This is a genomic window from Leifsonia sp. NPDC102414 (assembly GCF_044765685.1).
Classification (GTDB): Bacteria; Actinomycetota; Actinomycetes; order Actinomycetales; family Microbacteriaceae; genus Leifsonia.
Genome location: NZ_JBIWKN010000001.1, coordinates 1,125,053 through 1,139,792, shown reverse-complemented (window position 1 = coordinate 1,139,792; position 14,740 = coordinate 1,125,053). Strand labels below are relative to the sequence as shown.

13 protein-coding genes and 1 other RNA gene are annotated in these 14,740 nt (G+C 69.7%); 6 read left to right on the top strand and 8 right to left on the bottom strand.

Going from position 1 to position 14,740, the window contains the following annotated elements; genetic code table 11:
• Positions 1-21: 21 nt before the first annotated feature.
• On the top strand, positions 22-669 hold the full coding sequence (locus ACIRCZ_RS05460) for a DUF1345 domain-containing protein (RefSeq protein ID WP_235500500.1): 648 nt from the start codon (positions 22-24) through the stop codon (positions 667-669).
• Between the two features lie 63 nt (positions 670-732).
• Here the strand turns inward: ACIRCZ_RS05460 and ACIRCZ_RS05455 are convergent, their stop codons facing one another.
• Both ACIRCZ_RS05455 and ACIRCZ_RS05450 read right to left on the bottom strand, forming a co-directional pair.
• Positions 733-1,212: a dihydrofolate reductase gene (locus ACIRCZ_RS05455; RefSeq protein WP_402850462.1), complete on the bottom strand. Its 480-nt coding sequence runs from the start codon at positions 1,210-1,212 to the stop codon at positions 733-735.
• Positions 1,209-2,018 carry a thymidylate synthase gene (locus tag ACIRCZ_RS05450; protein WP_402850459.1) on the bottom strand — a complete coding sequence of 270 codons (810 nt, stop codon included), beginning with the start codon at positions 2,016-2,018 and terminating at the stop codon, positions 1,209-1,211. Before ACIRCZ_RS05450 ends, ACIRCZ_RS05455 begins: the two co-directional genes overlap by 4 nt.
• Positions 2,019-2,098: 80 nt before the next feature.
• Here ACIRCZ_RS05450 and ACIRCZ_RS05445 point away from each other — a divergent pair, with 80 nt between their 5' ends.
• The 5 genes from ACIRCZ_RS05445 (at position 2,099) to ACIRCZ_RS05425 (ending at position 6,852) form a co-directional block, all read left to right on the top strand.
• Entirely contained in the window at positions 2,099-4,267 is a 2,169-nt protein-coding gene (locus ACIRCZ_RS05445) for a purine-cytosine permease family protein (RefSeq protein ID WP_402850456.1), read from the top strand.
• A gap of 10 nt (positions 4,268-4,277) precedes the next feature.
• On the top strand, positions 4,278-5,096 hold the full coding sequence (locus ACIRCZ_RS05440; RefSeq protein WP_402850453.1) for a Nif3-like dinuclear metal center hexameric protein: 819 nt from the start codon (positions 4,278-4,280) through the stop codon (positions 5,094-5,096).
• A 55-nt stretch (positions 5,097-5,151) separates the two neighbouring features.
• The gene (locus ACIRCZ_RS05435) at positions 5,152-5,886 is read left to right on the top strand and encodes a zinc ribbon domain-containing protein (protein ID WP_402850450.1); all 735 of its coding nucleotides are present in this window, start codon (positions 5,152-5,154) and stop codon (positions 5,884-5,886) included.
• A 91-nt stretch (positions 5,887-5,977) separates the two neighbouring features.
• An RNA gene (gene rnpB / locus ACIRCZ_RS05430) (RNase P RNA component class A) lies at positions 5,978-6,357 on the top strand.
• A 54-nt stretch (positions 6,358-6,411) separates the two neighbouring features.
• Complete coding sequence (locus ACIRCZ_RS05425) at positions 6,412-6,852, top strand: hypothetical protein (protein WP_402850447.1); 441 nt, start codon at positions 6,412-6,414, stop codon at positions 6,850-6,852.
• On the opposite strand, the gene ACIRCZ_RS05420 is transcribed toward ACIRCZ_RS05425, so the two are convergent.
• Genes ACIRCZ_RS05420 through kdpF form a run of 6 tightly spaced genes read right to left on the bottom strand, consistent with a single transcriptional unit; the run spans position 6,789 to position 14,564 of the window.
• Complete coding sequence (locus ACIRCZ_RS05420; RefSeq protein WP_402850444.1) at positions 6,789-7,517, bottom strand: response regulator; 729 nt, start codon at positions 7,515-7,517, stop codon at positions 6,789-6,791. The genes ACIRCZ_RS05425 and ACIRCZ_RS05420 overlap by 64 nt on opposite strands.
• Positions 7,514-10,018 (bottom strand): DUF4118 domain-containing protein, encoded by a 2,505-nt coding sequence (locus tag ACIRCZ_RS05415; RefSeq protein ID WP_402850441.1) that lies wholly within the window; start codon positions 10,016-10,018, stop codon positions 7,514-7,516. The genes ACIRCZ_RS05420 and ACIRCZ_RS05415 overlap by 4 nt, the downstream gene beginning before the upstream one ends.
• A 2-nt stretch (positions 10,019-10,020) precedes the next feature.
• Entirely contained in the window at positions 10,021-10,629 is a 609-nt protein-coding gene (gene kdpC, locus ACIRCZ_RS05410) for a potassium-transporting ATPase subunit KdpC (protein ID WP_402850438.1), read from the bottom strand.
• Between the two features lie 18 nt (positions 10,630-10,647).
• Positions 10,648-12,825 carry a potassium-transporting ATPase subunit KdpB gene (gene kdpB / locus ACIRCZ_RS05405; RefSeq protein ID WP_402850435.1) on the bottom strand — a complete coding sequence of 726 codons (2,178 nt, stop codon included), beginning with the start codon at positions 12,823-12,825 and terminating at the stop codon, positions 10,648-10,650.
• Between the two features lie 3 nt (positions 12,826-12,828).
• A complete protein-coding gene (gene kdpA / locus ACIRCZ_RS05400) occupies positions 12,829-14,475 on the bottom strand; it encodes a potassium-transporting ATPase subunit KdpA (protein ID WP_402850432.1) in 1,647 nt (548 codons plus the stop codon).
• Complete coding sequence (gene kdpF, locus ACIRCZ_RS05395; protein ID WP_157480388.1) at positions 14,475-14,564, bottom strand: K(+)-transporting ATPase subunit F; 90 nt, start codon at positions 14,562-14,564, stop codon at positions 14,475-14,477. The genes kdpA and kdpF overlap by 1 nt, the downstream gene beginning before the upstream one ends.
• Between the last annotated feature and the right edge of the window lie 176 nt (positions 14,565-14,740).

Sequence of the window (14,740 nt, the reverse complement as noted above, 5' to 3'; positions counted from 1 at the left end):
GGCTGTGCGAACATCACAGATGTGTCAGACCAATTGAAGACCGTTCGCGGCCGTTCCCGGCTGCGGATGATCGCTGCGTTCCTGTTCGGCTTCATCGTCGCAATGATCACCGGCCTGCTCGGAGAGTGGCAGTTCGCGCTCATCACCGGGTGGGCAGGCGCGTGCGTCGTGTACATCGTGTGGGTGTGGTCCATCGTCTGGCGGATGGACGCCGACGAGACCAGGTCGCACGCGACGAGGGAGGATCCCGGCACGACCGCCTCCGACCTGCTGCTGCTGATCGCGAGCCTTGCCGGGGTGGTCGCGATCGTGTTCGTGCTCGTCGCCGCGCGGCAGGTCCACGGCGCCCCGCAGGCGTGGCTGGCGCTGCTCGCCATCGCGTCGGTCGCCCTGTCCTGGACGCTCGTGCACACGATCTACACCCTGCGGTACGCCCGGATGTACTATCACCAGCCAGAGGGCGGCATCGACTTCAACCAGGACGAGCCGCCACGCTACAGCGACTTCGCCTACGTGGCTTTCACGCTCGGGATGACGTTCCAGGTGAGCGACACGAACATCGGCAACCCGCACATCCGGCGTGCCATTCTGCGGCACACACTGCTGTCGTACCTGTTCGGCTCGGTCATCCTCGCCACCACCGTCAACCTCGTCGCCGGACTCACCTGATCATCGAGTCTGCAGTTGTTCAGCCGACACGCCGGGGCGACGGGTGATCAACTTCGGACTCGATCATCTGGTGAGGCGGGTGAAGCGGTAGCGGAGCCCGGAGGCGGCGGTGAGCCAGGGGCCGGGATCGCTGGTCCAGGAGGCGTCGATGGCGGGGGCGTGGGTGTCGCCGTCGACGGCGAGGTCGATCTCGGTGAGCTCGACGCGGTCGGCGGACGGGAGGGCGAGCCGGTAGAGCTCTGCTCCGCCGATCACCCAGGTGGTCTGCGAGGTGGAGGCGGCCAGCGCATCCTGGATGCTGTGGGCGACGACAGCGCCGGGCGCCTGCCAGTCGGCCCGCCTGGTGACCACGATGTTCCTGCGGCCGGGAAGCGGCCGGAAGCGGTCGGGCAGCGACTCCCAGGTGCGTCGGCCCATGACCACCGTGTCGTCTCCGGTGAGTTCGCGGAAGTGCTTCAGGTCCTCCGGCAGATGCCACGGCATGGTGCCGCCCGCGCCGATGACGCCGTCGTGCGCCTCCGCCCAGATGAGCGCGAGGCTCATACGGCGACCAGCGCCCGGATGGCCGGGTGGTGCTGGTAGCCCTCGATCACGAAGTCGTCGAAGCGGTAGTCGAAGATGCTCTCCGGCGTGCGGGCGAACCGCAACGTCGGCGCGGGATACGGATCGCGGGACAGCTGCTCGGTGACCTGCTCGACGTGGTTGTCGTAGATGTGCACGTCTCCGCCCGTCCAGACGAACTCGCCCGGCTCGAGGCCGACCTGCTGGGCGACCATCATCGTGAGCAGCGCGTAGCTGGCGATGTTGAACGGGACGCCGAGGAACATGTCTGCGCTGCGCTGGTAGAGCTGGCAGGAGAGCTTGCCGTCTGCGACGTAGAACTGGAAGAACGCGTGGCAGGGAGCGAGGGCCATCTGCGGGATGTCGGCGACATTCCACGCCGAGACGATGATGCGGCGCGAGTCCGGGTCGCTGCGCAGGGTGTCGATCACCTGGCTGATCTGGTCGATGTGCGTGCCGTCCGGCGCTGGCCAGGAGCGCCACTGCACGCCGTAGACCGGGCCGAGCTCGCCGTTCTCGTCCGCCCACTCGTCCCAGATGGTGACGCCGTTCTCACGCAGCCAGCCGACGTTGCTGTCGCCGCGAAGGAACCAGAGCAGTTCGTAGGCGATCGACTTGAAGTGCACGCGCTTGGTGGTGATGAGCGGGAAGCCGTCGGCGAGGTCGAACCGCAACTGCCGGCCGAACACGCTGCGCGTCCCCGTGCCCGTGCGATCGGATTTGTGCGCTCCGTTCGCGAGCACGTCGCGGAGCAGGTCTTCGTACGGGGTCTCGATCGTCTCGCTCATCGAGTCGATCGTAACGCCGATCGGTCGAATCGGCGGGCGCGAACCGGCTTCGTGACGCGACTCGTCGCTAGTCTTGCCCCATGGAAGGCGACGAGGTCGAGCCGGACCCGGCCTCCCTCACCGACGACGAGGTGAAGGAGCTCGTCGGCCACGACCTGGCGGCGCACGACACCCTGGCGGCGATCGAGCACCTGGAGAGCGTGCTGGAGGCCCGCGCGACGGCGGCGATCCCGATCCAGCGCGCGCGGGATGCCGGAACTGCGCCGGATGCAGGCACTTCGCCGAATACAGAGCCAGAGCCGGAGCCGGAGCCGGACTCCGACTCCGACACCGACGGCACCCCGACCCAGCTCATCAGCTTCGACGACCTCCCCGTCCCTCGCCGCACCTCAGGCCCGCAGCCGACGTTCAGCGCGTGGATCGCGCCCGCCGCCGCCGCGCATCCGGGACCGCGGGTGCAGCGGCCTGAGCCGTTGGACTTCGTGCCGGAGGAGGTGGCCCCTCGCGACTCGGAGCCTGTGCCGATCGTGCCGCTGCTCCCGCTCCTCCCGTTGCCGGTGGAGCACCCGGATGCGCCGAGTCTCGACTCCGTGCCGCTGCCCGTGCTGCAGGCCGATGCCCTGGCCGGACACGACCTCGGGGCGGCGGGGCCGGTGGCGGATGCGATCGACGCCGACCTCGCAGACGACGCAGACGACGTCGTGCTGCCGACGGGCTCGCTCGCCGCTCCCGTCGCGAGTCAGCGAGTCGCGTCGGACGAGCGCATCCTGTTCGGCGACGAGCCCGTGCCTGCGCCGCTGTTCGAGGTGGAGGACGCCGACCTGCGGCCGACGCCGGTCGAGCGCAGGGTCGGGCGCGCATCCCGGTTGTTCTGGCTGTGGTTCGCCGGCACGTCGTCGCTGATCAGCGTCGGCGTCGGCGCGACTCTGTTCACGCTCGGCCTCAGCCTGCGGCAGATGCTGGTCGCGACGCTGATCGGCGTCGCGCTGTCGTTCCTGCCGCTCGGGCTCGGCACGCTCGCCGGGAAGTGGAGCGGGCAGCCGACCATGGTGGTGTCGCGTGCGACCTTCGGCCTGCGCGGCAACGTCGTGCCCGCCGCTCTCGCTCTGCTGACCAGGATCTTCTGGGGCGCCGTGCTGCTCTGGCTCGCCGGGGCGGCGGTGGGCGCGCTGTTCACGTCGGAGGGCTGGGCAGCCGAGCCGCTGATTCCGACCACCGTCGGCCTCGTCGTCGCCATCGGCATCGCGCTCGCCGTCGCGTACTTCGGCTACGCGCTGGTGGCGCGGGTGCAGCTCGTGCTGACCATCGCATCCGCTGCCTTGATCGTGGTGATGATCGCGGCGACCTGGCGGTACGTCGACCTGCCGACAGCGCTGGCAGCGCCGGACGCGATCTGGCTGCGCGTCATCACCGGCGCCGTGCTCGTCTTCAGCTATCTCGGGCTGGCCTGGGCGAACAGCAGCGCCGAGGTCGCCCGCTACCAGCGGCCGACATCGTCCGGGGCGACCGGGATGCTCTGGGCCACCTTCGGCGCAGCCCTTCCTCCGTTCATCCTCATCTCGTACGGTGGGATGCTCGCCGCTTCTGACACGGCGCTCGCCGACGACTTCGCGGCCAACCCGGTGAGCGCCTTCTCCCAGCTCGGGCTCCCTGCCTGGTATCCCGTGCCGCTGCTGCTGGCCGTGACGCTCAGCCTGATCTCCGGGCTGGTGCTCAACATCTACTCTGGCGGGTTCACGCTGGAGGCGCTCGGCGCGCGTCTCGGCAGGCGCTGGAGCACCGTGGCGGTCGGCGGGGCGATCGCCCTCGCCGGGTTCGTGCTCGCGGCGACGGTGAGCGACCTGTCGAGCGTCGTGCGGAGCCTGCCGACCACCCTCGCCGTGCCCGTCGCGGCCTGGGCGGGGTTGTTCATCGCCGAGATGATGCTGCGCACCAGACGGTTCCACCAGCCGTCCCTCCTGCACAGCGGCGGTGCATACCCGGACTGGCGCTGGACCAACCTGTGGATGCTCGTGGCCGCCTCGGCGGTGGGCCTCGGGCTCATCTCGTCCGACCTGCCGTGGCTGAGCTGGGAAGGCTACCTGTTCCGGCTGGTCGGCATAGCGCCCGACAGTGACATCGGCATGACCGATATCGGCGTCGTCGTCGCGCTCGGCATCGGCATCCTGACGCCGATCGTCGCCGGGGTGCCTGCGCTGCGCCGACAGGAGGAGGCGATCGACACCGCGGCGCTGTCCCTCGGCAAGTAGGCTCTATCCCGTGCCGTACACGCTTGCTTCCGTCCGTGAGACCGTCGAGCGACTCTGGCCGCTCTCCGGCGCAGAGGCGTGGGACGCACCCGGCCTCGTGGCGGGCGATCCCGGCGCGCAGGTCGAGCGCATCCTGCTGGCCGTGGATGCGGTCTCCGCGACCGTCGAGGAAGCCGTCGACGCCGGGGCCGACCTGCTGCTGACGCACCACCCCCTGCTCCTGCGCGGCGTGACCAGCGTGGCGGAGGACAGGTACAAGGGCGCGATCCTCGCCCGTCTCATCAAGGCGGACTGCGCGCTCATCGCCGCGCACACCAATGCCGACGTCGTCGCGGACGGCACCTCCGCCGTCCTCGCGCGCCTCCTCGGGGTCACCGGCACCACGCCGATCGCGCCGTCGCCGGACGGCGTCACGGGCATCGGCCGCGTCGGAACGCTCGCGGAGCCCACCACCCTCGGCGCTCTCGCACGCCGCCTCGCCGAGATCCTGCCTGCCACCGCCGGCGGCATCCGCGCGGCAGGCGACTACCAGCAGCCGGTCAGCACCGTCGCCGTGTGCGGCGGAGCAGGCGACTCGCTGCTCGGCTCTGACGCCGTCCGCGGCGCGGACGTCTACATCACCGCCGACCTCCGCCACCACCCGGCCTCCGAGGCGCGCGAACAGGCCGCCATCGGGGGAGGGCCAGCCCTCCTCGACGTCTCCCACTGGGCCAGCGAGTGGCTGTGGCTCGACACCGCCGCCGAACAGCTCAGGGCCGAGCTCCCCGGCATCGTCATCGAGGTCAGCGACCTGCGAACCGATCCGTGGGACTTCGCGATCCTGCAGTGATCGCCCCAGCCATCCAGACCACCGAGCACCAGCAGCACCGAGAGAGCGGACCACCGTGAAAGCCAGCCCCACCGACCAGAACGAGCTCCTTCGCCTCCAGACGGCGGACACCCGCCTGACCCAGCTCGACCACGCGGCCAAGACACTGCCGCAGCTCGCCCAGCTGGCGGCCCTGCAGCCGGAGGTGGATGCGCTCCGCACCCGCTGGATCGCCCGCACAGGCGAGCTCGAGGACTCGCGGGCCGAGCTGAAGCGCGTCGAGTCCGACGTCGCCGTCGTCGAAGCCCGCATGGAACGCGACAGCGGTCGCCTGCAGCACACCTCGTCGACCAAGGACGTCCAGGCGCTCGAAGCGGAGCTGACCGCCTTGAGCAAGCGCCGCGACGATCTCGAAGAGATCGAGCTCACCGTGATGGAGCGGGTCGAGGAGCAGGAGAGCGCGCTCGCCGCCGTCGAGGCCGAGCGGGCGGAGCTCGACGGCCGGGTGCAGGCGCTGGAGACCGCCAAGGCGGAGGAGCTGGCGAAGCTGGACGCGCAGCGCACCGCTCTCGCGAAGGACCGGACTGCGATCGTCTCCGGCATCCCCGCCGACCTGATCGAGCTGTACGAGAAGCAGCGCGCCCGCTACGGCATCGGCGCCGCCCTGCTCGTGCGCGGCGTCTCGATGGGCAGCAACGTGAAGCTCACCGAGTCCGATCTGTCCGTCATCCGCCGCGCGGCCGACGACGACGTGGTGCTCTGCCCGGACAGCGGAGCGATCCTGATCAGGAACGAGGAGTCGGGGCTCTAGGGCCGCTCATCGCGCCGGCCGGCGGCGGCCTGCTCCGAGCATCCTGTGGGTGCGGGGACCGCATCCGCTGCTGCGATAGTGTGGGAGCGAATGGGCCGGCAAGACGGTCGCGTCGGTCTGCTTCGGCAGGCCGCCGAGGAACGTCCGGGCTCCACAGAGCAGGGCGGTGGGTAACACCCACCCGGGGCAACCCGCGAGACAGTGCCACAGAGAACAGACCGCCCCGCGCCGATCCTCGGATCGGCACGGGGTAAGGGTGAAACGGTGGGGTAAGAGCCCACCAGCGACCGGGGTGACCCGGTCGGCTCGGTAAACCTCGCCCGGAGCAAGGTCAGACAGGAAACGTTGAGGCTGCTCGCTGAGTTTCCGGGTAGACCGCTGGAGGGCGGCGGCAACGCCGTCCCGAGATAGATGGCCGTCGACGGTGCTCACGCACCTGGACAGAACCCGGCGTAGCAGCCGGCCCATTCCTCACCGGGGCGCAGGAGCCGCGGTGGATGCTCGAGGGGACGGATCGAGGCAGGGGTGAAGGCGAAGCAGGCGAACCTGCGGCGGATCGCGGAGATCGCGAGCGCCCTGACCGCGCTGGTCATCGTGCTCGTCGCGCTCGGCTACTGGTTCTGCGTCTGGTTCTTCTTCACGATGCCGCGGTTCGTGACGCCGCCGGTCGACTCCGTGGAGTTCACCTCCAGAGCAGATCTCTTCCAGAGCGCCGTCGGCAACCTGGCGTACTGGGTGGCGGCCTTCACCGTGACCCTGGGCCTCGCACTGCTGATCACCGTGCTCGGGGTGCGGGCGATGTCGACGCTCTGGCAGTGCGCACCGGATGCGCTGATCGTCGACAGGGTGGACGAGAGCGACCCTGCGACCACCGTGGCGCGCCTCGACCTCAACCGGCCCCGTCAGACGGGATCGGGAGTGGCGCCGGGAGTGGCGTCGAGCTCGGCATCCGGCGAGAAGCGATAACCCATCCCCGGTTCGGTGAGCAGGTACCGCGGGTGCGACGGCTCCGGTTCGAGCTTCTTGCGCAGCTGCGCGAGGTAGAGCCGCAGGTAGCCGGTGTCGCTGGTGTACTGGGGTCCCCACACCTGGGTGAGCAGCGCCTGCCTGGTGACCAGTCGCCGCGGATTGCGCACCAGCACCTCGAGGATCGCCCACTCGGTCGGCGTCAGGCGCACGGACTCGTCGCCGTCCGCCGTCCGCCTGGTCACCTGGTGCGCTGCCAGGTCGACGGCAATGTCGCCGAAGGTCACGACCGGCTCGTCCGCCGACGGAGTCTGCCGCCTGGTCAGCGCCCTGATGCGGGCGAGCAGTTCGTCGGCGGCGAAGGGTTTGGTGACGTAGTCGTCTGCGCCTGCGTCCAGCGCATCCACTTTGTCGCCGGAGTCGGTGCGGCCGGAGACGACCAGGATCGGCACGGACGTCCAGCCGCGCAGGCCCTCGATCACCTCGATGCCGTTGAGCTCCGGCATCCCCAGGTCGAGCATCACGAGATCGGGGTGGTGCTCGACGGCCTGGCTGAGCGCTTCCGCCCCGTTCCTGGCGATGCTGACCTCGTAGCCGCGTGCGGTCAGCAGGATGCGCAGCGCCCGGAGGATCTGCTGGTCGTCGTCGGCGATCAGGATTCTCACGCGGACTCTCCTTCCTGTGGTCCGGCGGTCGCCGCGACAGGCAGCGCCACCACCATCGTCAGTCCGCCTCCGGGGGTGTCCTCCGCCTCGAGCGTGCCGTCCATCCCCTCGACGAAGCCCTTGGAGAGCGCGAGCCCCAGCCCGATCCCCGTGTCGTTGTCCGTGTCGTCGAGCCGCTGGAACGGCACGAACACCGCGTCGCGGCGCTCGTCGGGGATGCCGGGTCCGTGGTCGATCACCCGCACCTGCACCGAACCGCCGAACTCGCTGGCGGCGATCACCGGGGGAGAATCGGCCGGGCTGAACCGGAGGGCGTTGCCGAGCAGGTTGACCAGCACGCGTTGCAGCAGCACCCCGTCTGCGGCGACGGGCGGGAGCGCGTCCGGCAGGTCGAGTTCGACCTCTGCCGGGCCGACGCCGAGCTCGTCGAGTACTGCGGGGACCACGTCGTCGATGTCGGTCGGCGCCAGCGAGACGGCGAGCACCCCCGCCTGCACCCTGCTCACGTCGAGCAGGTTGGTGACGAGCTGGGCGAGGTTGCCGAGGCTGTCTTCCGCCGTCTCGAGCAGCGCATCCCTGTCGGTCTTGGCCAGCCTGATGTCGGTCTGACGGAGCGTGGTGACGGCGGCGGTCGCCGCGGCGAGCGGGCGGCGCAGGTCGTGGCCGACCGCTGCCAGCAGGGCGCTGCGCACCCGGTCGGCCTGCGCGAGCGGGGCGAGCTCGCTTGCGGTGGCCTGCAGGTCGCGGTGCTCGAGGGCGGCGTCGAGCTGGGCCACGATCGCGGCGAGTAGGCGACGGTCACCTGCCTCCAGTGTGCGTCCGGAGAGTTCGAGCGTGCCCCTGGTACCGACCGGAATGCTCTGGGTGTGCGCGTCGTCGGCCGGCTCGCCGTCCGTGGACACCACGTCGGCGCCGTCGAGCAGGCGCACGCCGGTGAGCGCGAACGCCTCCCTGGTGCGTGTGACAAGCGCCTGCAGCGCGTTCTCTCCGCGGATGACGCCGCCGGCGACCGTCGCGAGCAGTTCGGCCTCCGCAGCCGCACGCTTCGCCGCCCTGCTCCTCCGCGCCGCCTGGTCGACCACCAGGCTCACCAGGGCGGCGATCACCAGGTAGAGCACGAGGGCAAGCAGGTGCAGCGGCTCGCTGATCGTGATCGTGTACAGCGGATCGACGAAGAAGTAGTCCAGCGTGATGCCGGACAGCAGCGCGGCGAACAGGGCGGGCCAGATCCCGCCGACCAGCGCGACCACCACCACGAGCAGCTGGTACGACAGCACGTCGCTGGTCATCGAGTCTGGGGAGCGGACGCTGGTGAGCAGCCAGGTGAGCAGCGGTCCTCCGACGATCGCGAGCGCGAACCCGTAAACCTTGCGCCTGGTGGTGAGGCCGCCCCTGATGCGCGGGAGCGAGAACCGGCCTCCGGCCTTGGAGTGCGACACGATGTGCACGTCGATGTCGCCGGACTCCCTGATCACCGTCGCCCCGATGCCCGGCCCGGTGAGCAGGGCGGCGAGGCGGCTGCGGCGACTGACGCCGATGACGAGCTGGGTGGCGTTCTCGCCCCTGGCGAACTCGACGAGCGCGCGCGGGATGTCGCTGCCGACCACCTGGTGATAGCTGCCGCCGAGCTGTTCCACCAGGGCGCGCTGCGCGGCAAGGGCGCCGGGCGTCGCATCGCGGAGTCCGTCCTGGCTGGTCACGTGCAGAGCGAGCAGTTCACCTCCGGCCGAGCGCGCAGCGATCCGCGCGCCCCTGCGCAGCAGGGTGTCTCCCTCCGGTCCTCCTGTGAGGGCGACGACGACGCGCTCGCGCGCCTCCCAGGTGCCGGAGATCCCGTGCTCGGCGCGATAGCGCTGCAGGGAGCTGTCGACCTCGTCGGCCAGCCAGAGCAGCGCGAGCTCGCGCAGAGCAGTCAGGTTCCCGAGCCTGAAGTAGTTGGAGAGGGCGGCGTCGATGCGCGCCGCCGGGTAGACGTTGCCGTCGGCGAGCCGGTCGCGCAGCGCCTGCGGCGCCAGGTCGACGACCTCGATCTGATCCGCGCGGCGGAGCACGGCATCCGGGATCGTCTCGCGCTGCTGGGCGCCGGTGATCTGCTCGACCACGTCGTTCAGCGATTCGATGTGCTGGATGTTCACGGTCGACATCACGTCGATGCCGGCGGCGAGGAGCGCATCCACGTCCTGCCAGCGCTTCTCGTGCTCGGAGCCAGGGGCGTTGGTGTGCGCGAGCTCGTCGACGAGGGCGAGTTGGGGTGCGCGGGCCAAGACCGCATCCAGGTCGAGCTCCGTCAGTTCGATGCCGCGGTGCTCGACGGTCTTGCGGGGCACGACTTCCAGTCCGTCGAGCATGGCGGACGTGGCGGAGCGGCCGTGGGTTTCCACGACCGCCACCACCACATCCTTGCCGAGCGCCTGCAGGCGTTTGCCCTCTTCGAGCATGGCGTACGTCTTGCCGACGCCCGGCGCGGCGCCGAGCATCACCCGCAGGTGGCCACGTGGCATGTCTACTCGTCCATCTTCGCCAGTGCGATGTTCAGCTGGAGCACGTTCACGGTGGGCTCGCCCAGGTAGCCGAGGTCCCGTCCCTGAATCTTAGACTCGACCAGCTTCCGCACGGCGGCGACCGGCAGGCCGCGGGCGTCTGCGACGCGCTGCACCTGGTCGCGGGCGTACGCGGGGGAGATGTGCGGGTCGAGCCCGGAGCCGGATGCGGTCACCGCATCCACGGGGACGTCGGCGACCGCGATCCCGTCGTCCTTCGCCACGGCGGCCGTGCGCTCCTTGATCGCCTTCACCAGGTCGGGGTTGTTCGGGCCGAGGTTGCTGCCGGACGACGCAGCGCCGTCGTAGCCGTCGCCCGCGGCGGACGGCCGCGACTGGAACCACTGGGCGAGCGCGTTGCCCTTCGCATCGGTGAAGCCCTGCCCGATGAGAGCCGAGCCGACCGTTTTTCCGTCCGAGCTGACGAGCGAGCCGTTCGCCTGCGCTGGGAAGGCGAGCTGTCCGACGCCGGTCAGGACTAGCGGGTAGACGATGCCGAGCGCGATGGTCAGCACGATCATCGCCCGGATGGCGACCCAGTAGTGACGCCACGCGCCACGGAGTCCGTTCATGATTGGTGTTCCCTCTTCCTAGAATCCGGGGATGAGCGCGACCAGAAGGTCGATCAGTTTGATGCCGATGAACGGGGCGATGATGCCGCCGATGCCGTAGATCAGCAGGTTGCGGCCGAGCAGGGCGGACGCCTTCGACGGCCGGTACGTCACGCCGCGCAGCGCCAGCGGGATCAGCAGCACGATGACGATCGCGTTGAAGATCACCGCAGACAGGATCGCGGAGGCGGGGGAGTGCAGCCCCATGATGTTCAGCGCCGCGAGCCCTGGGAACGCCCCGACGAACATCGCGGGGATGATCGCGAAGTACTTCGCCACGTCGTTCGCGATCGAGAACGTGGTCAGCGCTCCGCGGGTGATCAGGAGCTGCTTGCCGATGCGCACGATGTCGATGAGCTTGGTCGGGTCGGAGTCGAGGTCGACCATGTTGCCGGCCTCCTTCGCCGCCGACGTGCCGGTGTTCATCGCCACGCCGACGTCCGCCTGCGCGAGGGCAGGCGCGTCGTTCGTGCCGTCGCCCGTCATCGCGACCAGGTTGCCGCCCTCCTGCTCGCGGCGGATCAGGGCCAGCTTGTCCTCCGGCTTCGCCTCTGCGAGGAAGTCGTCGACCCCCGCCTCGGCAGCGATCGCCTTCGCGGTGAGCGGGTTGTCGCCGGTGACCATGACCGTGCGGATGCCCATTCTGCGCAGATCGGCGAACCGCTCAGCCAGGCCGTCCTTCACGACGTCCTTCAGGTAGATCACGCCGAGCAGGCTGGCGGTGCCACTCGCATCCCTGGTCGCAACGGCCAGCGGGGTGCCGCCCACCAGGGAGATGCGCTCCACTTCCTCGTCGAGGTCGTGCAGAACGGAGCTCGCCGCAGGCCCGGACTCGCGCACCCAGTCGACGACGGCGCTCGCCGCGCCCTTGCGCACGCTGGTGCCGTCCGGCAGGTCGAGGCCGCTCATCCTGGTCTGTGCCGTGAACGGGACGATCTCGCCGTGGATGTCGCCCTGGTGGCTGTAGCCCAGCTGTTCGGCGAGGGCCACCACCGAGACGCCCTCCGGGGTCGGGTCGCTCAGTGAGGAGAGCGCCGCTGCGCGGATGAGCTCCATGCTGTCGGCGCCGCCGACCGGGGTGAACTCGGCAGCGCGCCGGTTGCCGTAGGTGATCGTGCCCGTCTTGTCGAGCAGCAGCGTCGTCACGTCTCCCGCCGCCTCGACAGCGCGGCCGGACATCGCGAGCACGTTGCGCTGCACCAGCCTGTCCATGCCGGCGATGCCGATGGCCGAGATGAGTGCGCCGATGGTGGTCGGGATGAGGCACACCAGCAGGGCGATCAGCACGGGGACCGTCGGGGCAGCGTTCGAGTAGCCTGCGGCAGGAGCGAGCGTCAGCACGACCACCACGAAGATGATCGACAGGCTCGCCAGCAGGATGTTCAGCGCGATCTCGTTCGGCGTCTTCTGCCTGGACGCACCTTCTACGAGCTTGATCATCCGGTCGACGAACGTCTCGCCGGGCTTGCTGGTGATCCGCACCAGGATGCGGTCGGAGAGCACGCGGGTGCCTCCCGTCACCGCGCTCCTGTCACCGCCGGACTCGCGGACCACAGGGGCGGACTCGCCCGTGATGGCCGACTCGTCAACGGAGGCGATGCCCCGCACGATGTCGCCGTCTCCCGGGATGAGTTCGCCCGCCGTGACCACGACGAGGTCGCCCAGCCGCAGTTCGCTCGACGCGACCTGCTCGATGTCGGAGCGGACCGCATCCGGATCGATGGACTCGTCGTACCCGGCGACGCGGTTGGCGACCGTGGTCGAGCGGGTCGCCCTCAGGCTGGCGGCCTGCGCCTTGCCACGGCCCTCCGCGACAGACTCCGCGAGGTTGGCAAAGACGACGGTGAGCCAGAGCCAGACAGCGATGCCCCAGGTGAACGCGAGGTTCTGCTGGCCGCCGCTCGCTCCCGAACCGGTGCCGTCGCTGCCGAGGAAAGGCTGCGCGACCGCGAGCACGGTGGTGAGCACGGCGCCAACCTCGACGATGAACATGACGGGGTTGCGCCACATGAACCGCGGGTCGAGCTTGCGTAGCGCCCCGGGGAGCGCCGCCACGAGCTGAGCGATGGAGAACGCGCCGGCGGGTGTGCGGCGCTTCTCGTCCGACCCAGGCTCCTGGTGAGGAGCGGGGTGTTGCGTTGGTGTGATGGTGGTCATGGTCTACTGCAGCCCTTCCGCCAGGGGACCCAGCGCGAGAACGGGGAAATAGGTGAGGGCGGACACGAGCAGCACGGTTCCGACGAGCAGGCCGACGAACTGCGGCCGGTGGGTCGGAAGGGTGCCGGCTGTCGCCGGGATCTTCGCCTGTCCGGCGAGCGAGCCGGCCAGGGCGAGGACGAACACGATCGGGAGGAAGCGCCCGAGGAACATCGCGGTGCCGAGCGCAGCGTTCAGCCACGGGGTGTTCGCGGTGAGCCCGCCGAACGCCGAGCCGTTGTTGTTCGCGGCGGAGGTGAATGCGTACAGCACCTCGCTGAAGCCGTGCAGTCCCGGGTTGAAGATCGACGTCTTCTCCACGTCGGCTCTGATCGCCGGGACGGCGAAGCTCAGGCCGGTGCCGACGAGCACCAGGGTCGGCGTGGTCAGGATGTAGAGGCTCGCGAGCTTGATCTCGCGCGGCCCGAGCTTCTTGCCGAGATACTCCGGGGTGCGCCCGACCATGAGCCCGGCGATGAACACCGCGATCACGGCGACCACGAGGATCCCGTACAGCCCGGCGCCGACGCCGCCAGGGGCGACCTCGCCGAGCATCATGTTGACCATCGCCATCATGCCGCCGAGCGGACTGTAGCTGTCGAGCATCGAGTTCACGGCGCCGGTGGAGGTGGTGGTGCTCGTGGTGTTGAACAGGGTGGAGCCCAGGATGCCGAACACCTGCTCCTTGCCCTCCAGCGACCCGCTCGACAGTTCGAACGCGGTCATCGCGCCGAGCGAGGCGAGGAACAGCACGCCCATCGTCGCGAGGATCGCGTAGCCCTGGCGGCGATCGCCGACCATCGTGCCGAAGGTGCGGGGGAGCGAGAACGGGATAATGAGCATCAGCACGATCTCGACCAGGTTCGTCCACGCGGCCGGGTTCTCGAACGGATGCGCCGAGTTCGCATTGAAGAACCCGCCGCCGTTCGTGCCGAGCAGCTTGATCGCCTCCTGCGAGGCGACAGGCCCTCCAGGTATGCTCTGAGTCGCCCCGGTGAGCGTCGTGATGTGCTGGAAGCCGGCGAAGTTCTGGATCGCGCCCCCGGCGATCAGCACGATCGCGGCGACGACGGCGAGCGGCAGCAGGATGCGCACGGTCGCCCGCAGCATGTCCACCCAGAAGTTGCCGATGGTGCCGCTCGACCGGCGGGCGAACCCGCGCACCAGCGCGACGGCCACGGCGATGCCGACAGCGGCCGACACGAAGTTCTGCACCGCGAGCCCGGCGATCTGGACGGTGTAGCCCATGGTCGCCTCCGGCGAGTACGACTGCCAGTTCGTGTTGGTGACGAACGAGATCGCAGTGTTGAAGGCGAGTCCCTCCGGCACGGCGGGCAGGCCGAGCGCGTACGGCAGGAACTCCTGCAGCCGCTGCAGACCGTAGACGATCAGGATGCCGACCACCGAAAACGCGAGCACGCCCCTGAGGTAGGCGGGCCAGGACTGCTCCGCGGAGGAGTCGACCCCGATCATCCGGTAGACGCCGCGTTCGACCCTCAGGTCTTTCGGCGAGGTGAAGACACGCGCCATGTAGTCGCCGAGCGGGCGGTACGCGATGGCGAGGATCAGCGCGAGCGTCGCCAACTGGGCGACGAACAGCCAGAGCACCACTAGAAGCGCTCCGGCTTCACCAGGGCGACCACCAGGTAGGCGATCGCGGCCACCGCGAGCAGGGCGCTGATCACATTGATGACGATCACAGCTTCTCGACCCCCCGGCCGACGAGCCCGACGACAAGCGCGAGCACGACGATTCCGAGGAGGTAGACGACGTCCAGCAAGACTCTCTCCATCCGTGAGGATGCCGCGCCGATCGACGCGACGGTGAGAGTCCACACCCTGGGCGGGCGCCGGGAGCCGGTCCTAACGCATCCCTA